Origin of the sequence: Paeniroseomonas aquatica (assembly GCF_030409335.1) — a bacterium.
Classification (GTDB): domain Bacteria; phylum Pseudomonadota; class Alphaproteobacteria; order Acetobacterales; family Acetobacteraceae; genus Belnapia; species Belnapia aquatica.
Genome location: NZ_JAUFPN010000125.1, coordinates 36,613 through 56,223, shown reverse-complemented (window position 1 = coordinate 56,223; position 19,611 = coordinate 36,613). Strand labels below are relative to the sequence as shown.

At 73.7% G+C, this 19,611-nt stretch carries 17 protein-coding genes and 1 pseudogene; 10 read left to right on the top strand and 8 right to left on the bottom strand.

Annotation, left to right across the window (positions count from 1 at the left end; genetic code table 11):
* Positions 1–49: 49 nt before the first annotated feature.
* The 3 genes from QWZ14_RS11210 (at position 50) to QWZ14_RS11200 (ending at position 3,751) form a co-directional block, all read left to right on the top strand.
* The gene (locus tag QWZ14_RS11210) at positions 50–2,104 is read left to right on the top strand and encodes an acetate--CoA ligase family protein (RefSeq protein ID WP_290316743.1); all 2,055 of its coding nucleotides are present in this window, start codon (positions 50–52) and stop codon (positions 2,102–2,104) included.
* A 119-nt stretch (positions 2,105–2,223) separates the two neighbouring features.
* Positions 2,224–3,063, top strand: coding sequence for a nitroreductase family protein (locus QWZ14_RS11205; protein WP_290316742.1), 840 nt, complete (start codon positions 2,224–2,226; stop codon positions 3,061–3,063).
* Positions 3,056–3,751, top strand: coding sequence for an NUDIX hydrolase (locus QWZ14_RS11200; RefSeq protein WP_290316741.1), 696 nt, complete (start codon positions 3,056–3,058; stop codon positions 3,749–3,751). Before QWZ14_RS11205 ends, QWZ14_RS11200 begins: the two co-directional genes overlap by 8 nt.
* 7 nt (positions 3,752–3,758) lie before the next feature.
* Here the strand turns inward: QWZ14_RS11200 and QWZ14_RS11195 are convergent, their stop codons facing one another.
* The 4 genes from QWZ14_RS11195 to QWZ14_RS11180 are packed head-to-tail and all read right to left on the bottom strand — an operon-like array spanning position 3,759 to position 8,177.
* Positions 3,759–4,652 carry an MBL fold metallo-hydrolase gene (locus tag QWZ14_RS11195; protein ID WP_290316740.1) on the bottom strand — a complete coding sequence of 298 codons (894 nt, stop codon included), beginning with the start codon at positions 4,650–4,652 and terminating at the stop codon, positions 3,759–3,761.
* Positions 4,649–5,572 (bottom strand): DMT family transporter, encoded by a 924-nt coding sequence (locus QWZ14_RS11190; protein ID WP_290316739.1) that lies wholly within the window; start codon positions 5,570–5,572, stop codon positions 4,649–4,651. The genes QWZ14_RS11195 and QWZ14_RS11190 overlap by 4 nt, the downstream gene beginning before the upstream one ends.
* Positions 5,556–6,575, bottom strand: coding sequence for a DMT family transporter (locus QWZ14_RS11185; RefSeq protein WP_290316738.1), 1,020 nt, complete (start codon positions 6,573–6,575; stop codon positions 5,556–5,558). Before QWZ14_RS11185 ends, QWZ14_RS11190 begins: the two co-directional genes overlap by 17 nt.
* A gap of 6 nt (positions 6,576–6,581) precedes the next feature.
* Positions 6,582–8,177, bottom strand: a complete 1,596-nt coding sequence (locus tag QWZ14_RS11180; protein ID WP_290316737.1) for a hypothetical protein — start codon at positions 8,175–8,177, stop codon at positions 6,582–6,584.
* Positions 8,178–8,301: 124 nt separating this feature from the next.
* Between QWZ14_RS11180 and QWZ14_RS11175 the strand changes: the two genes are divergently transcribed.
* From QWZ14_RS11175 to QWZ14_RS11150, 6 genes are all read left to right on the top strand, one after another.
* Positions 8,302–9,054, top strand: a complete 753-nt coding sequence (locus QWZ14_RS11175) for a class I SAM-dependent methyltransferase (RefSeq protein ID WP_290316736.1) — start codon at positions 8,302–8,304, stop codon at positions 9,052–9,054.
* 5 nt (positions 9,055–9,059) lie between these two features.
* Entirely contained in the window at positions 9,060–10,079 is a 1,020-nt protein-coding gene (locus QWZ14_RS11170) for a glycosyltransferase family 2 protein (protein ID WP_290316764.1), read from the top strand.
* On the top strand, positions 10,076–10,417 hold the full coding sequence (locus QWZ14_RS11165; RefSeq protein WP_290316735.1) for a DMT family transporter: 342 nt from the start codon (positions 10,076–10,078) through the stop codon (positions 10,415–10,417). The genes QWZ14_RS11170 and QWZ14_RS11165 overlap by 4 nt, the downstream gene beginning before the upstream one ends.
* An 80-nt stretch (positions 10,418–10,497) precedes the next feature.
* On the top strand, positions 10,498–12,516 hold the full coding sequence (locus tag QWZ14_RS11160) for a cache domain-containing protein (RefSeq protein WP_290316734.1): 2,019 nt from the start codon (positions 10,498–10,500) through the stop codon (positions 12,514–12,516).
* Between the two features lie 86 nt (positions 12,517–12,602).
* The gene (locus tag QWZ14_RS11155) at positions 12,603–14,000 is read left to right on the top strand and encodes an amidase family protein (protein WP_290316733.1); all 1,398 of its coding nucleotides are present in this window, start codon (positions 12,603–12,605) and stop codon (positions 13,998–14,000) included.
* Positions 14,000–14,359, top strand: coding sequence for a hypothetical protein (locus QWZ14_RS11150; RefSeq protein ID WP_290316732.1), 360 nt, complete (start codon positions 14,000–14,002; stop codon positions 14,357–14,359). The genes QWZ14_RS11155 and QWZ14_RS11150 overlap by 1 nt, the downstream gene beginning before the upstream one ends.
* 9 nt (positions 14,360–14,368) lie before the next feature.
* On the opposite strand, the gene hemA is transcribed toward QWZ14_RS11150, so the two are convergent.
* Positions 14,369–15,595, bottom strand: a complete 1,227-nt coding sequence (hemA, locus tag QWZ14_RS11145) for a 5-aminolevulinate synthase (RefSeq protein WP_290316730.1) — start codon at positions 15,593–15,595, stop codon at positions 14,369–14,371.
* A gap of 115 nt (positions 15,596–15,710) precedes the next feature.
* Positions 15,711–16,328, bottom strand: coding sequence for a hypothetical protein (locus QWZ14_RS11140; protein ID WP_290316728.1), 618 nt, complete (start codon positions 16,326–16,328; stop codon positions 15,711–15,713).
* 139 nt (positions 16,329–16,467) lie between these two features.
* Here QWZ14_RS11140 and QWZ14_RS11135 point away from each other — a divergent pair.
* Positions 16,468–17,963: pseudogene (locus QWZ14_RS11135) on the top strand (helicase HerA domain-containing protein).
* A gap of 148 nt (positions 17,964–18,111) precedes the next feature.
* On the opposite strand, the gene QWZ14_RS11130 reads toward QWZ14_RS11135, so the two are convergent.
* Together QWZ14_RS11130 and QWZ14_RS11125 are read right to left on the bottom strand one after the other, a co-directional pair.
* Positions 18,112–19,314, bottom strand: coding sequence for an MFS transporter (locus QWZ14_RS11130; RefSeq protein WP_290316727.1), 1,203 nt, complete (start codon positions 19,312–19,314; stop codon positions 18,112–18,114).
* Positions 19,311–19,610, bottom strand: coding sequence for a hypothetical protein (locus QWZ14_RS11125; protein WP_290316726.1), 300 nt, complete (start codon positions 19,608–19,610; stop codon positions 19,311–19,313). The genes QWZ14_RS11130 and QWZ14_RS11125 overlap by 4 nt, the downstream gene beginning before the upstream one ends.
* Between the last annotated feature and the right edge of the window lies 1 nt (position 19,611).

Genomic DNA, 19,611 nt, shown 5'->3' with positions numbered 1-19,611 from the left:
GACCGGCCGGCCCGCCCTCGCGGCAGGCCGGCCAACCGGGGGACGCATGATGAACGCCCTGCATGACGCGCTGTTCGAGCCCCGGCGCATCGCGCTCATCGGCGCCTCCGCCGACCCGACGCGGCTGACCGCCCGCGCCCAGCTCTACCTCCGCAAGCACGGCTTCGAGGGCGAGATCTACCCGGTGCATCCGCGCGAGTCGCAGGTGCTGGGGGAACGGGCCTACCCGACCGTGACCGACATCCCCGGCCCGGTCGACTTCGCCTATATCCTGCTGAACACCCCGCATGTCGAAGGCGTGGTGAACGCCATCGCCGCCAAGGGCATCCCCGCCGCCTGCGTCCTGGCCGACGGCTTCGCCGAGGCCGGGCCCGAGGGCGCCGCACTGCAGGCCCGGCTGCTGGCCACCGCGCGGGCCGCCAACCTCCGCCTGCTCGGCCCGAACTCCATGGGCCTCATCAACCTCAACGCCCGCATCGCCTGCTCGGTGAATGCGGCGCTCGAGGCCCCGTCCCTCCACGCCGGCCGCCTCGCCCTGGTCAGCCAGTCCGGCTCCATGATGGGCGCCATCATGTCGCGCGGCGCCCCGCGCGGCATCGGCTTCTCCCATATCATCGGCACCGGCAACGAGGCCGACCTGACCGCCGGCGAGGTCGCCGGGCTGCTGGTGGACGACCCGAACGTCGATGCCATCCTGCTGTTTCTCGAGGCCATCCGCGCGCCGGAGCACTACGCCGACCTCGCCCGCCGGGCGCATGCCGCGGGCAAGCCGGTCATCGCCTACAAGCTCGGCCGCAGCCCCTATGGCGCGGAGCTCGCCACCAGCCATACCGGGGCGCTGGCCGGCTCGGATGCCGCCGCCGAGGCCTTCTTCCGGGCGCATGGCATCGCCCGCGTCACCACCCTGGAAGGGCTGCTGGAGCTGCCGGCGCTGCTGGCCGGCCGCAAGCCCATGGCGCGTGCCCATCGCGCCGTCGGCGTCACCACCACCACCGGTGGCGGCGGCGCCATGGCGGTCGATTGCCTCGGCGTGCTCGGCATCGAGGCCCGCGCCCCCGACCCGGCCGCGGCCGCCCTGCTGGATGCCGCCGGCATCCAGCACCACGGCCGGCTGCTGGATCTGACCCTGGCGGGGGCAAAGCCGGATCGCGTGGCGGCGGCGATCGGCGCGCTGCAGGCGGCCGAGGATACCGACCTGGTGCTTTCGGTGATCGGCTCCTCCGCCCAGTTCAAGCCGCAGGATGCGGTGGCCGGCATCCTGCGGGCCCGCGATGCCGGCGGCGCCAAGCCCAGCGCCGCCTTCCTAGTGCCCCAGGCGGATGCCTCGCTCGCCCTGCTGGCGGCCGAGGGGATCGCCGCCTTCCGCACCCCGGAAGGCGCCGCCGACTGCATCCGCGCCTGGTGCGACTGGACCGCGCCGCGCCCCGAAAGCACCGCCCCCGCCATCGCCCACGACCTGCCCGCCCGGCCGGACGAGGCCGATGCCCGCCGGCTGTTTGCCGCCCTCGGCCTCGCCAGCCCCTTCGCGGTGCTGGCCGGCCCGCAGGATGCCGCCGTCACCCCCTACCCCGTCGCGCTGAAGATCCTCTCCCCCGACCTCGCGCACAAGACCGAGGTCGGCGGCGTGAAGCTCGGCATCGCCAATGCTGAGAGGCTGAAGCAGGAAGCCGCGGCCATGCACTACTGCGTCGCCCGGATGGCGCCGGAGGCGCGCCTGACCGGCTTTCTGGTGCAGCCCATGGTGAAGGGCCTGGGCGAGGCCATCCTCGGCTTCCGCCGCGATCCGGAGGTCGGCCCCGTGGTGCTGCTCGGCACCGGCGGCGTCACCGCCGAGCTCCATCGCGACGTGACCCTGCGCCTCGCCCCGGTCGACCTCGCCGAGGCCGAGGCGATGATCGCCGAGGTGAAGGGCCTCAAGCCGCTGGCCGGCTGGCGCGGCCTGCCGCGCGGCGACCTGGTGGCCCTGGCCCAGGCCGTGGTCGCCGTCTCCCGCCTCGCGGCGCGGGCGGACATCGCCGAGGCCGAGATCAACCCGCTCATCATCGGCGCCGAGGGCACGGGCGTCACGGTCGCGGATGCCTGGGTCGTGCGGGCCGCGGACTGAACGGCCAGTTGCGGCGATCCCGGCACCCATGGCCCCTGGACCGCCGAAGGGCCGGGGCAGTGAAGATCCGGGCGCCGAAGGGTCTGGGCGCCGCGGCCCGGGCCTGCCATCCTCCCGGCATGTCCGAGAACGATCCAGATGCGCTGATCCGCGGCCGCTACGGCATCACGCCGGATACGCCGCTCCCCTTCGCGCCCGTGCCGGAGGTCGCCCCGGCGCTGGCCGCCCTGCTCGACCGCCGCGTCACCCGCCGCTACGCCGCGGCGCCGGTGCCGGAGCCGCTGCTGCAAACCGTGCTCGCCGGCGCCCAGTCGGCGCCCAGCAAGTCGGACCTGCAGCAATATGCGATCATCGTCCTGCAGGATGCGGCGAAGATCGCCCGCATCGCCGACTGGATCGGCGGCATGGACTGGATCAAGCAGGCGCCGGTCTTCCTGCTGTTCTGCGGCGACATCCGCCGCGGCCGCCGCGTCGCAGCACTTCATGGCCGTGACCACGCCAACGACAACGTCGACACCTTCCTCAACGCCACGGCCGATGCCGCCCTGGCGCTGGGCTTCACCGTCATGGCGGCGGAGCACGCCGGGCTCGGCACCTGTCCGATCAGCTATGTCCGCAACCACGTCGAGAAGATCGCCCCGCTCTGCGCCCTGCCCAGGGGCGTCTTCCCCGTCGCGGGCCTGACCCTCGGCTGGCCGGAGGGGGCGCGCAATTGGCTCTCGCCCCGCCTGCCGCAGGCGCTGGTGGTGCATCGCGAGACCTACGACGACAGCGGCCTGGAGGCCGCCCTCCCGGCCTACGACGCCGCCCGCCCGCCGGCGAAGCCGCGCTACCCCGAGATCCACGGGCCGGTGCCCGGGGGCTGCGGCTGGAGCCAGAACGCCGCCCGCCAGCTCTCGGTGCCGGAGCGCTTCGGCCTCCGGACCTGGCTGAAACTGCAGGGATTGTCGCTTGACTGAACATTCCGGTGCCATCGAGCACCCGACCGACGACAACCCCGGAGGCCCCGCCGAGGCCAGGCGCGCGGCCACCCGCTCCGTCACCCCGCGCAACGCCGCCAGCCTGATCCTGTGGCGGCAGGCAGCCGCCGGGCCCGAGGTGCTGATGGGGCTGCGGCATGCCTCGCACCGCTTCATGCCGAACGTGCTGGTCTTCCCCGGCGGCCGGGTCGACCGGCCGGACCACCGGGCGGCGGCGCTCAGCGAGCTGCCGGACTTCACCCGGGCCTGCCTGGAACGCCAGGCGGCGCCCTCGCTGGCCCGGGCCATCGGCATCGCCGCGGCGCGCGAGCTGCACGAGGAGACCGGGCTGGTGCTCGGCCGGATGGATGGGCACCGGCTGCTGCCGGAGCTCGGCGTGGTCGAGTACCTCTGCCGCGCGGTGACGCCGCCCAACCGCTTCCGCCGCTTCAACGCCCGCTTCCTGATCGCCCCGGGCGAGGCGGCGCAAGGCGCCCTGAAGGGCAGCGGCGAGCTGGAGGAGCTGCGCTACTTCTCCTTCGAGGAGGCCTTCGGGCACAAGATCGCCACCATCACCGCCAAGGTCCTGGCCGAATTCCAGGCCTGGCTGGCGCTCTCCCCGGCGGAGCGGGAGGTGCGGGCGCTGGTCTGCTTCCGCGGCATGGACAGCCGCACCGCGGAACGCTAGCCGGCCCTTACCCGGCCGGCGCTGTCGTCCAGGCCTCGCCATCCCGCCGCGCCTGCCCCTCGGCGCCGAGCTTGATGAGGTGGCTCAGCAGGCTGCGCCCGGCCGGGCCGACCAGCCGCGGGTCCAGCGCGCCATAGACCGGCGGCACCAGCTCGGCCGGCGTCGCCCGCCCCGCCGCCCGCAGCGCCTGCAGCACCAGCGCCTCCCGCTCGAGCCGATGCGCCGCCAGCGCCGCCAGGAAGGGCTTCGGGTCGGTGATCGCCGGGCCATGGCCGGGCAACAGCATGGTGTCGTCGCGGGCCTGCAGCCGCGCCAGGCTGCGCATGTAGTCCGCCATGTCGCCGTCCGGCGGGGAGACCACGCTGGTCGACCAGCTCATCACGTGGTCGGCGCTGAACAGCACGCCGGTCTTCCCCGTGGGGCCTTCGAGCGCGAAGCACAGGTGGTTGGCGCAATGCCCCGGGGTATGCAGCGCCTCGAGCGCCCAGTCCCCGCCCTCGATCCGCTCGCCGTCGGCGACCCGCACGTCCGGGTGGAAGCCGTGGTCGCCGCCCTCGCCGCCGGCATCGGGCGGGGTCAGGTGCGGGCCGAAGCCGTAGGTCTTCGCCCCGGTGGCGGCGACCAGCGCCCGGGCGCCGGGGGAGTGGTCGCGGTGGGTATGGGTGACGACGACATGGGTGATGGTCTCGCCCTCGGTCGCCGCCAGGATGGCCGCCAGATGCGCCGCATCCTCCGGCCCCGGGTCGATCACCGCCACCGTCCCGCGGCCGACGATGTAGCTATTGGTCCCGCGGAAGGTGAAGGCCGAGGGATTGGGGCAGACGATCCGCCGGACGCCGGGCGCGGTCTGTTCCACCGCCCCATGCGCCAGCGGGTCCTGCTTCAGGAAGGGGATGCTCATTCTTGGCTTTCCTCGGGCTTGTCGCGGGGCTTGTCACGTTGGCGCACCAGCTCCCGGTGCAGGATGTACAAGCCGGCCGCCACGATCAATGCGCCCCCCGCCAGCATGCTGACCCCCGGCACGTCGCCGAAGGCGACCCAGCCGAACAGCACCGACCAGAGCAGCGCCGAATAGGAATAGGGCGCCAGGGAGGAGACCTGGGCGGAGGCCCAGGCCTCGGTCAGCAGCCATTGCGCGGCACCGCCGACCAGCCCCATCAGGATCAGCAGGGCAAGCTGCAGGGGCGTCGGCGTCACCCAGACGAAGGGCAGCAGCACCAGGGCGAAGCTGCCCATCAGCAGCGACTGCCAGAGGGTGATGGTGGTTGAGCTCTCGGTCGCCGAGAGCTGGCGGACCAGCAGCGTGGTCAGCGCCGAGAACAGCCCCTGCGCGACGGCGGTGCCGATCCCGAGGCCCGGCGCCCCGGCGACGCCGCCCAGCGCCCCCTGCCCGGCGGCGATGATCAGCACGCCGCAGAAGCCGGCCACCACCGCCGACCAGCGATGCAGGCCGACCTTCTCGCCCAGCAGCGGGATCGCCAGCATGGTCACGAACAGCGGCTGGGTGAAGCCGAGCGCGGTCTGCTCTGCCAGCGGCAGCAGGGTGAGGGCGAAGAAGCCGCAGGATTGCGCGGCGATGCCGGTGCCGGCGCGCAGCACATGCCCGCCGATGCGCTTGGTCTTCAGGGTGCCGACGCCGAGCCCCGAGCGCCACAGGATCGCCAGCAGCACCGGCAGGGCGAAGACGCTGCGGAAGACCATCAGCTCGATCACCGGGATGGTGGCCGAGAGGTCCTTCACCAGCACGCCCATGGCGGTGAACAGCGCATGCGCCGCCAGCATGCAGAGCGCGCCGCGCCTGACGTTATGCCGGAGCGCCACCCTTCAGCCTCCCCGCCGCGCGTTCCCCGGCGCGCCGCACCCGCTCCCGGTGCACGTTGTAGAGCCCGGCGGCCACCACCACCGCGGCGCCGCCGAGCGTGGTCCAGGCCGGCACCTCGCCCCAGATGAGATAGCCGATGCCGATGCCCCAGAGCAGCGGGGTGTACTCGAAAGGGGCGATGGCCGAGACCGGGGCCAGGGCGAAGCCCCGGGCGAAGAGCATCTGCGCCGCGCCATTGGCCAGGCCGAAGGCGACCAGCGCCAGGATGCCGAACAGGCTCGGCAGCAGCGGCGGCGGCCCGCCCCCGGCCGGCCACAGCGCCGGGAAGGGCAGCAGCAGCAGCCCGACCGGCACATGGGTCAGCAGCAGCCAGAATGCGATGGTATTGGGGTGGTCGGTGCGGGTCAGCACCCGGGTCCAGATCCGGGTCAGCGCCATGGCCGCGGTCGCCACCAGCAGCATGCCGGAGGTCCAGCGCCAGAGCTCGCCGCCCGGCTGCAGCATGAAGAGCACGCCGCAGAAGCCGACCGCGGTGCTGGTCCAGCGCCGCCAGCCCACCTTCTCCCCCAGCAGCGGGATGGCCAGCAGCGTCATCAGCAGCGGCGAGGCGCTGGCCACCGCGTAGCTGTCGGCCAGCGAGACCCCGGCCACCCAGGCATAGTACCAGGTGACCGAGATGCAGCAGTGCAGCAGGCTGCGCACCGCCAGCAGCCGGCGGTTGACCGGGAGCAGGCCGCGCCCGCGGGCGAAGCAGAAGACCAGGAAGGCGCCGATCGCCCCGCGCCAGACCAGCGCGGCGGCCGGGCCGATCTCGGGCAGCACCCATTTCACCGCGGCATCGGCGGCGGAGATGACGAGGTAGCCGATGCCGACGAAGACCAGCCCGCGCATGGCCTCCTCGCCGGTCGGCAGGGCGCGGTAGCCGGCGGCGGCGGCGGCGGCCGGCGCGGTCACGCCGAGGCTGCCGGGATGGGGGCGGCCGGGAGGGAGATGGCCGGGCAAGGCGGGTCAGTCCTCACGGCGGAGCAACCGGTAGCCCTCGATCTCCGCCGCCGGGCGGTAGCGCCGCAGCGTCTCCGCAAACAGCGGGTGACGCGAAAAATACTCCAGCACGTCGAACTCCTTCCCGCACCAGGGTATGCCGGGGTTGCGGGCGATCAGGATGGCGGCCGGTGGCGCGCGGGAGAAATCCTCGGCCACCGTCCGATAGACGAAGAATTCGGTGCGCGACATCTCCCAGGTTTCGCGGTAGCGCGCGCCATTCTCCGGACAGGTGCCGTAGACCCCCTGCAATAACCAAAGGTTCATGGTTCGCAGCGTCGACTGCGCCCGGGCGTAATTCAGCGCCGGGTAGACCGGGAAGATATCGGGCGAGAGCACCAGCAGCCGCTCGCCATAGGCCTCCCGCTTGAGCAGGTCGGAGACCTCGCCGGCGCGGGACCAGCTCCAGGTGATCTCGCGCCATGGCGCCTCGGCCCCGGCGAAATTATGGAGGCCGATGCCGAAGGCCGCGACCACGGCGAAGCCCGGCGCCACCCGCCGCGCCCGGCTGCCGGGCAGCGTCGCCTCCAGCCAGCGCGCCGCCAGCACCACCGCCAGCAGCCCGGCCAGCATCCGCACCGGCACCACGTGGTAGGACCAGCCCTTGTGCTGCACCACCGCGGAGACGGTGGCGCCGAAGGCCGCGACCGCCAGCACCCGGGGCAGCGCCCCGAAGCCGCCGCGCGCGGCGACCACCGCCAGCGGCAGCAGCAGCATCAGCGCGGTGCCCAAGCGCTCCGTCAGGATCACCTGCCACCAGGCGAAGCCGCCGAGGTCGAGGTAGAAGTCCCAGACCAGCGGCAGCACGTGGCCAAGGTAGTCCGGGAAGAGCACGGGAATGCTGAGGAGATAGGCCAGCCAGACCCCGGCCATGGTCCAGGGCACCGGGTCGCGCAGGGTCCGCCGCAGCCCGGCGCGGCCGAAGCCGCGGTGCAGCAGCACCAGCGCCTCCACCAGCCCCGGCACCGCCAGGAAATGCGGCTTCAGGGCGAAGCCGAGCCCGGCCAGCAGGGCGGTGCCGAGGGTGAGGCCGCGGCCGGTCGCCACCCCCTCCATCCGCCGCGCCGCGAGCAGGACGTAGGGGATGGCGGCCACCGCCATGAGGTGCTCGCGCTGGCCGAAGTCGTAGCCGGCCGCCAGCATCAGCAGCGGCAGCACCGCCGCCAGCGCCGCCGCCTCGAGCGGCGCCCCGGCCGCCGGCCGCGCCAAGCGCAGCGCCAGCCGGGCGGACAGGGCGCAGAGGCCGAGCAGGCAGACCAGCAGACCCTGCACCTCGTCGAGCGGCGTGAAGGCCCCGATCGCCGCCGGCAGGAGGTTGAGGACGAAGATCAGCGGCGGGTTGACGTCGATCAGCTCGGCATAGAGCCGCTCTCCGGCGATCCAGCGCGCGGCGAAGTTCAGCACGGCGGCGACGTCGTGGTTCAGCGGCGGCGCCACCACGGTCAGCAGGAAGGCGAGCACCGGCAGCAGCGCCAGCAGCCGGAACGGCCAGGCGGCGGGCGGGGCGGCGCGCCGCTGCGGCAGCGGAACGACGACAGACGGAATGTGATCGGGAGGGGTCATGGGGCCGGCGGCCGATCCTGCTAGCCGATTGCGGCCGGGATGCGGCACCGGGCGCGGCATTGCACCCCGATGTGTTGCGGCGGCGCCCTATTTCTGCCCCGCATCCCATGGCAAGAAACCAGCCGTGGAAGCCACCGAATACGACCTGATGGATGCCGTCGAGGCGGGGATGTGGTGGTACCGCGCCCTGCATGCGCATGTCATCGACGCCCTGGTGGCCGCCGGCCCTGCCCGAATCGGCCAGGGCGCGGGGCTGCTCGACGCCGGCTGCGGCACCGGCGGCATGCTCGCCCGGGTCCGGCAGGCGCTGCCCGACCTGCCGGCGACGGGCCTCGAGTATTTCCCGACCGCCGCGGCCCGGGCCAGCGCGAAGGCCGGGGTGCCGGTGGCGGCGGGCACGGTGAACGCCCTGCCCTTCGCCGATGCCAGCTTCGGCGCCGTCGTCAACCTCGACGTGCTGTCGCATGCGGCGGTGGATCCGGCCGCCGCCCTCGCCGAATTCACCCGGGTGCTGGCCCCGGGCGGGCTGCTGGTGCTCAACCTGCCGGCCTTCGACTGGCTGCATTCGGCGCATGACATCCGGGTGCAGAACGCCCGCCGCTTCACCGCGGCCGGGGCGCGCACGCTATTGGCAACCGCAGGTCTAGGCACTATCCGCATTTGTTACTGGAACGCGCTGCTGCTTCCGCTGATGGTGCTGCAACGCAAGATTTTGGCACGCGCGCCCAGCCATGGCTCGGATGTCGCCCCGTTCTCGCCCTGGCTGGACCGCACCCTGCACGGCGTGACCGTGGTGGAGCGCCGGCTGCTGGCGGCAGGGCTGCACTTCCCGGCCGGTGGTTCGGTCCTCGCCATCGCCAGCAAAGACCGAGGGTGACCACCATGGGTTTCGAGGACCGCCGCATGTCGCTCTCCATCGCCGAGCCTGCGGCTGCCGCCGCGCTGCCGCCGCAGCATCCGGTGGGACTCTCGATCGTCGTCCCGGTCTACCGGGGCGCCGCCACGGTCGGCAAGCTGGTCGAGGCGCTCACCGCCCTGGCCCCGGCCGGCGGGCTGGAGGTGGTGCTGGTGAACGACGGCAGCCCGGACAATTCCGGCGACGTCTGCCGGGCCCTGGCCGCGACGGCGACCATCCCGCTCACCTACATCGAGCACGCCCGCAACTTCGGCGAGCACAACGCGGTCATGACCGGCCTGCGGCACGCCCGCGGCGCCTATGTCATCACCATGGACGACGACCTGCAGAACCCGCCGGAGGAGGTCCTGAAGCTCTACGACCACGCCCGGCTCGGCGGCTGGGACGTGGTCTACACACGTTACGCGGAGAAGAAGCACGAGGGTTGGCGCAACCTCGGCAGCCGCTTCGCCAATGCGGTCGCCGACCAGCTGCTGGACAAGCCGAAGGGCCTCTACCTCTGCTCCTTCCGCTGCATGTCCGCCCTCGTCGTCGCCGAGATCGCCAAGTACCGCGGCCCCTACCCCTACGTGGACGGGCTGATCATGCAGGTGACCCAGCGCATCGACAGCATCGAGGTGAAGCACCTGGCCCGGGCCGAGGGGCGGTCCAACTACACCATGAAACGGCTCGTCATGCTGTGGATGAACCTCGCCACCAACTTCTCCATCCTGCCGCTGCGCCTCGCCATCTTCGCCGGCATCGCCATGGGCCTGCTCGGGCTGATCGGCGCCGTCATGGTGGTGGTCGAGGCGATGGTGACCGGGACACCCTCCGGCTGGGCCTCCTCGATGACCACCACGCTGCTGATCTCGGGCGTGCAGTTCCTCATCCTCGGCGTGCTCGGGGAATACGTCGGCCGCGCCTTCCTCTCGGCCAACGGCAAGCCCCAGGGGGTCGTCCGCCAGGTCATCCCGGCGCGCGAGCGGGAGGATGCCCGGCAGTGACCATCTACTGGGTCGCGCTGGCCGCGGCCATCTGCACCTCGCTCGGCGGCCAGGTGCTGCTGAAGGCGGGCGCGGTGGCGGAAGGCCATTTCATCGCCCAGCTGCTCCGCCCGTCCACGATCATCGGCCTCGGCGCCTATGGCGGCGCGGCGCTGCTCTACATCGTGGCGCTGCGGAAGATCCCGATGAGCGTGGCGCTGCCCTGCACCGCGGCGAGCTACGTCGCGGTGGCGCTGATCGGCCACTTCATGTTCGGCGAGCAGCTCGGCGCCCAGAAGATGGCGGCGATAGGCCTGATCTGCGGCGGCGTCGTCCTGCTGGCGAGCGCCCACGGCTAGGCCGCCCCGGGGCCCGAATTTAACAATACGGAACATTCCGGCGGCTATCCTCGGGCGTCTTTTCCCTGGGATAGGCCGACATGCTCAACCGCCTGCCGATCGCCGCGCGGCTCCACCTCACCACGCTCGTCGCCGTGCTCGGCCTCGTCGCCCTGGCCGGGATGGAGATCGCCGCCCGAATGCAGGAGGCGGAGGCCGACCGCACCGCCATCCTGCGCCATGTGGTCGAGGCCGCCGCCGCCATCGCCGCCGGGCAGCAGGCCGAGGAAGCCGCCGGCCGGCTTTCCCGGACCGAGGCCCAGGGCCGCGCGATCGAGGCCATCCGCGCCATCCGCTACCGTGGCCAGGAATACGTCTGGATCAACGACATGGCCCCGGTGATGGTCATGCATCCCTTCCGCCCGGAGCTGGAGGGCAGGCCGCTGGGCGAGGTGCGGGACCCCAGCGGCTTCCGGCTCTTCCTCGGCTTCGTCGCGGCGGTGCGCGCCACCGGCTCCGGCACCGTCGGCTACCTCTGGCCGCGGCCGGGGGACGACCAGCCGGTCGAGAAGATATCGTACGTCCAGCGCTTCGCCCCCTGGGACTGGGTGCTGGGCTCCGGCATCTACGTCGACGACCTGCGGGCGCTGCAGCACGCCATCCTGCTCAAGGGCAGCGCCGTCGCGCTGGCCGCCGCGCTGGTGGTCGCCCTGCTGGCCTGGGTGATCGCCCGCAGCATCGTCGGTCCCCTCGGCATCGCCACCCGGGCGACCGTCACCCTGGCCGGAGGCGACCTCGACACGCCGGTCCCCGGCACGGACCGGCGCGACGAGCTGGGCATCCTGGCCAGGGCGCTCGAGACCTTCCGCGCCGAGGGCCTGGAGAAGCGCCGCATGGTGGCGGAAGCCGCCCGGCAGGAGCAGGTCCGCGACCGCCGCCGCCTCGCCATGGTGCAGCACACCCAGGACTTCGGCGCCTCGATCTCCGGCGTCATGGGCCGGCTCGGCCATGCCGCGGATGCCATGCGGCAGGCGGCGGGCGAGGTCGCCAGCGGCATCGAGGGGACCCGGGACGGCACCGCCGAAACCCTGGCCGGCGCCGAGGCCTCGGCGCAGAACCTCGCCGCCGTGGCCGCGGCCACCGAGCAGCTCACCTCGAGCGTCACCGAGGTCGCCCAGCAGGTCGGCCATGCCGCGAAGGCCTCGGCCGATGCGGTGACCGAGGCCGGCGGCATGGAGCGCAGCATCGCCAGCCTGAGCGAGGTCACCGCCCGGATCGGCGGCGTCGTGCGGCTCATCAGCGAGGTCGCCGGCCAGACCAACCTGCTGGCCCTGAATGCCACCATCGAGGCGGCGCGGGCGGGCGAGGCCGGCAAGGGCTTCGCCGTGGTCGCCTCGGAGGTGAAGGCCCTGGCCGGCCAGACCGCCGCCGCGACCGAGGAGATCGGCCGCCACATCGCCACCATCCAGGCAGCGACCGAACAGGCGGTCGCGGCAATGCGGACGGTCGGCGGCGCCATCGGCCGGGTCGATGGCGTCTCCGCCGCCATCACCGCCGCGGTCGAGCAGCAGGCCGCCGCCACGCGGCAGATCGCCCGGCAGGTGCAGGCGGTCTCCCGCCAGACCGAGGTGGCCACCGCCTCCCTCGCCCGGGTGGCCACCGCCGCCGAGGCGGCCGGCGCGACCGGCGGCGTGGCCCGCACCGCGGCCGCGGATGTCGCGCGGGTCGCCCAGACCCTGCAGGGGGAGGTGGACCATTTCCTCATCGCCATGCGCCAGGTGGGCAACAGCCGCCGGCACTACGAAAGGCTGCCCGGCGGCAACGCCGCCGCGACCCTGCGCCTCGGCGGCAGGGAGCTGCCGGCCCGGCTGCAGGACATCTCGCGCGGCGGCGCCGCGCTGCTGGCGACCGTCCCGCCCGGCGCCGCGCCGGGGGACGAGGCGAGCCTGACCCTGGCGGAGGTCGGCCGTCCCGTCCCGGCCCGCGTCGTCCGCACCTTCACCGGGGGCCTCGCCCTGGTCTTCCTCGAGGATGCGGAGACCCAGGCGGTGCTGGATGGCGTCATCGCCCGCCTCGAGGCCGCCGGCCACGCCCCCGCCGCTGCCGCGGCGGTGGCCTGAGCCCTGCCGCCGGCCCCGTTGCGCGGGGCCGGTTGACCGGCGATGGCCCGCGCGGGACGATGCTGCACCGCGACAGGAACCCCCGCATGACCGATCTCTGGCGGCTTTCGGCCACCGACCTCGCCGCACGCATCCGCCGCCGCGACATCTCCGCCCGGGAGGCCGCCGCCGCGGCGCTGGCGCGGCTCGGGGCGGTCAACCCGCGCATCAATGCGGTGATCGCGCATGACCCGGCGGAGGCGCTCGCCGCCGCCGACGCGGTCGATGCCGCCCTCGGCCGCGGCGAGGACCCCGGCCCGCTCGGCGGCGTGCCCGTCACCGTCAAGGTGAACATCGACCAGGCCGGCTGGGCCACCACCAACGGGCTCCGCCTGCAGGAGAAGGCCATCGCCGGGCAGGACAGCCCGGTGGTGGGCAACCTGCGCAAGGCCGGGGCGGTCATCATCGGCCGGACCAATACCCCGGCCTTCTCGCTGCGCTGGTTCACCCGCAATTCGCTGCACGGCGCGACGCTGAACCCGCGCGACCCCGCCATCACCCCGGGCGGGTCCTCCGGCGGCGCGGCGGCGGCGGTGGCCGCCGGCATCGGCGCCCTGGCGCATGGCACCGATATCGGCGGCTCGATCCGCTACCCCGCCTATGCCTGCGGCATCCATGGCCTGCGCCCGACCATCGGCCGGGTGCCGGCCTGGAACCAGACCGGGCCGGACCGCTTCATCGGCGCCCAGCTCATGGCCGTCTCCGGCCCGCTCGCCCGCAGCATCGCCGACCTGCGCCTGGGGCTGGCGGCGATGAGCGGCGCCGATGCCCGCGACCCCTGGTGGACCCCAGCACCGCTGGAAGGCCCCGCCTATCCGAGGCGCGCCGCCTTCTGCACCGCCCCCGAGGGCATGAACACCGCGCCCGAGGTGGCCGCCGCGCTGCGCGACTCCGCGGCCCGGCTGGAAGCCGCCGGCTGGGTGGTGGAGGAGGTGGCCGCGCTGCCGCCACTGGCCGAGTCCGCCCGGCTGCAGGCGCTGCTCTGGCTGGCCGAGACCCGGCGCGGCGGCGGTGCCGCCTTCGCCCGGGAAGGCGACCCCGATGCGCTGGCGGTCTATGGCTACATGGAGCGGCTCTGCCCGGCGCCGGATCTGGATGCCTTCCAGGATGCGCTGCAGCGCCGGGTCGGACTGCTGCGGGAATGGCTCGCCTTCCTCGAACGCTACCCGGTGGCGATGATGCCGGTCTCCGGCGCGCTGCCCTTCCGCGACCATGCGGACGTCGAGAGCTTCGAGGGCTTCCAGGACATCCTGGCGGCGCAGCTGCCACAGGTCGGGCTGCCGCTGCTCAGCCTGCCGGGCCTGGCGGTCAGCACCGGGCTGGTCGGCACCGTCCCGGTCGGGGTCCAGCTCGTCGGCGGCCGCTACCGGGAGGATATCCTGCTCGCCGCCGCCGAGGCGATCGAGGCCGGCGGCACCCCGCCCTCCCCCGTCGATCCGGCGTGATGCGGCCGCATCCGATCCTCGGGGCGCTGCTCGGCCTGCTGGCCGGCTGCGACACCTACCGCGCCGCCACCCGCTGCAGCCCGGTCGAGGCGCGGCTCGAGAATGCCTCCGGGGCGGCGGTCGAGCAGCTCTACCTCGCGCCGGCCGGCGCGGACTGGGGAGCCGACCTGATCGGGCCGGACTTCCTCGGCCGCGGCGAATTGCCCAGCGGCGGCATCGCCCCGCTGCCCTTCCCCGACGCCGGCCCCTTCGCCCTGCGGGTGGTCTGGGCCGATGGCCGGGCGGCGGAGATGCAGGGGCTGGACGGCTGCGCCATCCAGCGGGTCACCTTGCTGCCGGCCGGGCTGCGGGCGGAATAGGCGGCCGGGCTATTCCGCCGCCAGCCGCATGGTGGCCGGCAGCACCGCCCGCAGCGCGACCACCAGCTCGGCGATCATCGCATCCGTATGGAAGGGTGTGGCGCAGAGCCGCAGCCGCTCGGTGCCGCGCGGCACGGTCGGGTAGTTGATCGGCGTGGCGTAGATCGCGTGCTCGGCCAGCAGCCGGCGCGCCACCTCGCGGCAGAGCGCGGCCTCGCCCACCCAGAGGGGGATGATGTGGCTCGGCCCCTCCATCCGCGGCAGGCCGGCGGCGTCCAGCGCCGCCTTCAGCGCCGCGGCCCGTTCGGCCAGCGCCGCCCGGCGCGCCGGGTCCCGCTTCAGCACCCGCACGCTCTCGAGCGCCGCGCCGGCCACGGCGGGCGGCAGGGCGGTGGTGAAGATCAGCCCCCCGGCGACGCTGCGGATGTAGTCCACCACGGTCGCGTCGCCGGCGACGTAGCCGCCCAGCACGCCGAAGCCCTTGGCCAGCGTGCCCTCGATGAGGTCGACCCGGTCCGCCACGCCGTCCCGTTCCGAGATGCCGCCGCCGGTCGCGCCGTAGAGGCCGACGGCATGCACCTCATCGAGGTAGGTCATGGCGCCGTAGCGCTCGGCCAGGTCGCAGATGGCGCCGATCGGGGCGATGTCGCCGTCCATCGAATAGACGCTCTCGAAGGCGATGAGCTTGGGCGCCTCGGGCGGCGCCGCGGCCAGCTTCGCTTCCAGGTCGGCCAGGTCGTTGTGCGCCCAGATGACCCGCTGCGCCGCCTTGGCGCCGCGCATCCCGGCGATCATGGAGGCGTGGTTCTTGGCGTCGGAGAAGACGATGAAGCCCGGCAGGGCTTCGAGCACCGCGGCGATGCCGGCCTGGTTGGCGATGTAGCCGCTGCCGAAGAGCAGCGCCCCGCCCTTGCCGTGCAGCCCGGCCAGCTCGGCCTCCAGCGCGGCATGCAGCGGGGAGGTACCGGAGATGTTGCGGGTGCCGCCGGCGCCCGCGCCATGCTCGGCGATGGCCCGGGTCGCCGCGGCGAGCACCGCCGGATGCGCGCCCATGCCCAGGTAGTCGTTGGAGGACCAGACGGTCACCTCCCGCACCCCGTCCGCCGCATGCCAGCGGTAGATCGGGAAGCGCCCGGCCAGTTTCTCCAGCCGGGCGAATTCGCGGTAGCGCCCCTCCTGGCGGAGGGCGCCGAGGCTGGCCTGGCAATGGGCGAGGAAGGCGGAAGGCGTATTCATCAGTCCGGCGCCGATGCTGTTGCTGGCGCCCATATGTCGCCGAAGCGGGGAAATTCACAGTGAATCCAGCGCAACCCTGCCTCCCGTTTCGCCGGCCGCGTGCCGGCCGGGGCGCTCAGAAGTCGTTGAGCAGCCGGTCGATCTCGGTCTGGGCCAGGTCGGGGCCCGCCTGCGCCGGCTCCGCCACCGTATGCCGCACGGCGTTGACCTGCAGCTTCTCGGCGGTCGGCACGATCCCGCCCGGCACCATCCCCTCGAGCATCGTCTCGACCTGCTGCAGGTGCTGGATCGCCCGGCGGATGCGCTGGCCGGTCACGTCCTGGAAGCTGCAGGCCTCGAAGATGGAATTCACCTTGGCCGAGACGGCCCGCAGCGACTCGGGGTCGTGCTTGCCGCCCTCGAGCCAGCTCTGGATCTCCTCGGCGGCTTCCATGATGACATTGGCCGCCTGCTCGGTCGCCTGGACCACCGCCTCCAGCTCCAGGCCGCTGTTCCGGGTGGTGGCGGCGGGGATGGCGACCAAGCTGGCGATCTGCTCATGGATCCGGCCCAGCTGGCCGGACAGGTTCTCCTCGGAGTAGTCGACCAGCTGCACCGTCGCATGCACCTCGGCGCTCAGCTCGGCGATCCGCCGGTCGACGAAGCCGCGGAGCTCGGCGAACATGCCGCCCATGTCGGCCCGCAACGCCTCCCGCAACGGCTCCGCCATCTCGGCGCTCGTCTCACGCTGCATCGACCCTGCCTCCACGCCCCGGCTCCGGCCAGAGGATGCCCGCGGGGAATGAACATGCTCTTTAAGCCGGTCCACGCGCCGGGTTTATGATTTGCCCGGCTTGCTCTAGGAGCGGGACCGCGACGTGGATGGGAGCAGGATGACGGTCAGCGTGGATCTCGGGCGGAACGATGCCGGCGCCCCCGCGCTGCTGGACCTCGAGGAGCTCCTGGCCACCCGCCTGCTGGTCCAGGGCAATTCCGGCTCGGGCAAGTCGCACCTGCTCCGCCGCCTGCTGGAGGGCAGCGCCCCCTGGGTGCAGCAGGCGATCATCGACCCGGAGGGCGACTTCGTCACCCTGGCGGACCGCTACGGCCACCTCGTCATCGACGCCGCGGCCCATTCCGAGCCCGGGCTGCAGCTGGCCGCCGAGCGCATCCGCCAGCACCGCGTCTCGGTCGTGCTCGACCTCGAGGGGCTCGATACCGAAGGCCAGATGCGCCGCGCCGCCGCCTTCCTCGGCGGGCTCTTCGACGTGGACCGGGAGTTCTGGTCGCCGATGCTGGTGGTGGTAGACGAGGCCCAGCTCTTTGCCCCGATGGTCGGCGGCGAGGTGCCGGACGAGGCCCGGAAGCTCTCCCTCGGCGCCATGACCAACCTGATGTGCCGCGGCCGCAAGCGCGGCCTGGCCGGGATCATCGCCACCCAGCGGCTGGCCAAGCTGGCCAAGAACGTCGCCGCCGAGGCCTCCAACTTCCTGATGGGCCGCACCTTCCTCGACATCGACATGGCCCGCGCCGCCGACCTGCTGGGCATGGAGCGGCGGCAGGCCGAGATGTTCCGCGACCTGCGCCAGGGGCATTTCATGGCGCTCGGCCCGGCGCTCTGCCGCCGGCCGCTGGCGGTGCGGATCGGCCCGGTCGAGACCGAATCGCGCGGCGCCGCCCCGAAGCTGACGCCGCTGCCCGGCATGCCGCTGGCCGAGGCCCGCGCCGTCATCCTGCAGCCGNGGCCCGCGCCGTCATCCTGCACCCGCCGGCCCCCGAGGCCCCCCGCCCCCGCCGCGCCCCGCCGCCGCCGCCGCCCGACATCCTGGCCCAGCTGGCCGCCACCCCCCGCCCCGCCCCGCCCGCCGCCCTGCCGCCGCCGGCCCCGGCCGAGCTCGCCGCCCAGCGCCGGGCGCTGGAGGCGGTGATGCGCGAGGTGCTGCAGGACCCCGACAGCGGCTACCGCCCGGTGGCGACGCTCTACCAGGACTTCCTGGTCCGCTGCCGCATCCACCAGATCGGCAGCCGGGTGCCGGACCTCGCCGGCTTCAGGCGGCTGCTGGCGGTGGGCAAGGCGGGGGTGACCGCCGAGCTCGCCGACCAGCCGGAATGGGCGGAGGCCCTGGCCCTGGCGGCGCCACTGCCGGACGACCTGCAGGGGGTCTTCCTGCTGCTGGCCCAGGCGGCGCTGGCCCAGGCCCCCTGCCCCTCGGATGCCGCCATCGCCCGGGCCTACGGCACCCGCTCGGCCGGGCGGGCACGGCGGGCGCTGGGCTACATCGAGGAGCAGGGCGCCATCATCCTGCGGCCGGATCTCACCGGCCGGCGGATCGTGACCATCGCCGGCCTCGGCTGGGAGACGACGGCCGGCGACCCAGGCGAGGCGTAGAGCAAGCTCCGCTCTGATGGACTCATCAGAGCGGAGATATTTGCTCGTCAGACAACAAGCTAGGGCGGGCTCCGTGAGCCCGTGCGAACGGAAACCGTTCTAGCGCCCAGAGCGGCGCCCTTCGCACCGGCTCATGGACCCGCCCCGGCTATTGTTCTGCGGTGGCCGGCCGCAGCCGGGCCACCGGGGCGTGGCCGAGGCCGAGCGCCAGCGGGACCGCCAGGGCGCTGGCCGCGGCCATCACCCAGAAGGCGCTGCCGCCGAGCGCCTCGTACAGCGGGCCCGAGACCAGCAGCAGCGCCGCCGTCCAGGCCCCGGCCCCGAGCGAGGCATGCAGCGACTGCGCCGTCGCCGCCTGGTCCGGCGCCGCCACCCGGGCCAGCACCGCCATGGCGGCCAGGTGCTGCGCCGCATAGGTCAGCCCGTGCAGCGGCTGCGCCAGGAGCAGGACCGGCACCGCATCGGTCACCGCCATGAGCCCCCAGCGCAGCAGCCCCGCCGCCGCCGCCAGGGCACAGAGCCGGCCGGGGCCGAGCCGCGCCAGCAGCGGCCGGCCGAGCCAGAAGAAGACCAGCACCTCCGCCGCGACCGAGAGCGACCAGAGCAGCCCGATCACCCCCGGGGCGATGCCGGCGGCCTGCCAGCGCAGGGTGGCGAAGCCGAGGTAGAGCGCGTGGCTGCCCTGCACCAAGCCCGAGACCAGCAGCAGGCGACGGAACTCCGGCAGGGCAAAGAGCGCCCGGATGGTCCCGGGACCGCCGGCCGCCGCGGTACCGGCCGGAACCGCCGCCCGCGCCGGGGGCGGCAGCCGCAACGCCGCCACCGCCGCCAGGCCGCAGAGCCCGGCGTTCAGCCAGAGCAGCACCAGCGGCGATCCGGCCATGCCGGCCAGCCAGCCGGCCAGGGCATTCGCCAGGATGAAGGCCGCCGCCCCCGCGCCCCGCACGATGCCGTAGTCCAGCCGGCCCGCGGCCGCCGACCGCACCGCCAGCGCATCCGGCAGCGGCCCCATCGGCCCGGTGGCCACGGCGTGCAGGACGCCGACCAGCAGCAGCGGCAGGAAACCGAGCGCCAGACCGTAGCCCAGGGCGGCCAGGCCGGCGGCGGCCAGCAACGCCGCCAGCACCTGCCGCGGCCGGTCCCAGAGGTCGGCCAGCCGGCCGGCGACCGGCATCGCCACCAGCCGCACGACGACGCCGAGGCCGAGCAGCAGCCCGATCTGCGAGGCCGAGGCGCCTTGCACCGCCAGCACCGCCGGCAGGAAGGGACTCAGGACGCCCCAGCCCAGGAAGAGCAGCACGAAGAGGCCGAGGTAGGCCCCCCGGTCGCTGCCGATCCGGTCGGACGTCACTTGACCTGGGGCAGATCCTCCACCCGCACCTCGCCCGACTGGCTGGTGAAGCGCATGCTGCCGCCCTGGGCCTGGACGCCGCCGATGCGGTGGTCGCCGGTGTCGTGCAGGGTCACGGTATCGCCGCGGCGGATGGCGAGGCGCCGGGCCTCGGGGAAGAAAGCGTAGTGGATGTCGTTCTGGCCGCCGCTGCTGGCCGGCTGGCCCAGCTCCTTCGGCCACCAGGGCGGCCCGAAGTCGAGCGGCTTCATCGGCTCCATGGGCTTCATGGGTTCCATCGGCTTCATCGGTTCCATG

Coding starts and splice junctions, on each gene's coding strand:
- QWZ14_RS11210 (WP_290316743.1), top strand. CDS start 50: ATGAACGCCCTGCATGACGCGCTGTTCGAGCCCCGGCGCATCGCGCTC.
- QWZ14_RS11205 (WP_290316742.1), top strand. CDS start 2,224: ATGTCCGAGAACGATCCAGATGCGCTGATCCGCGGCCGCTACGGCATC.
- QWZ14_RS11195 (WP_290316740.1), bottom strand. CDS start 4,652: ATGAGCATCCCCTTCCTGAAGCAGGACCCGCTGGCGCATGGGGCGGTG.
- QWZ14_RS11180 (WP_290316737.1), bottom strand. CDS start 8,177: ATGACCCCTCCCGATCACATTCCGTCTGTCGTCGTTCCGCTGCCGCAG.
- QWZ14_RS11170 (WP_290316764.1), top strand. CDS start 9,060: ATGGGTTTCGAGGACCGCCGCATGTCGCTCTCCATCGCCGAGCCTGCG.
- QWZ14_RS11160 (WP_290316734.1), top strand. CDS start 10,498: ATGCTCAACCGCCTGCCGATCGCCGCGCGGCTCCACCTCACCACGCTC.
- QWZ14_RS11155 (WP_290316733.1), top strand. CDS start 12,603: ATGACCGATCTCTGGCGGCTTTCGGCCACCGACCTCGCCGCACGCATC.
- QWZ14_RS11150 (WP_290316732.1), top strand. CDS start 14,000: ATGCGGCCGCATCCGATCCTCGGGGCGCTGCTCGGCCTGCTGGCCGGC.
- hemA (WP_290316730.1), bottom strand. CDS start 15,595: ATGAATACGCCTTCCGCCTTCCTCGCCCATTGCCAGGCCAGCCTCGGC.
- QWZ14_RS11140 (WP_290316728.1), bottom strand. CDS start 16,328: ATGCAGCGTGAGACGAGCGCCGAGATGGCGGAGCCGTTGCGGGAGGCG.
- QWZ14_RS11125 (WP_290316726.1), bottom strand. CDS start 19,610: ATGGAACCGATGAAGCCGATGGAACCCATGAAGCCCATGGAGCCGATG.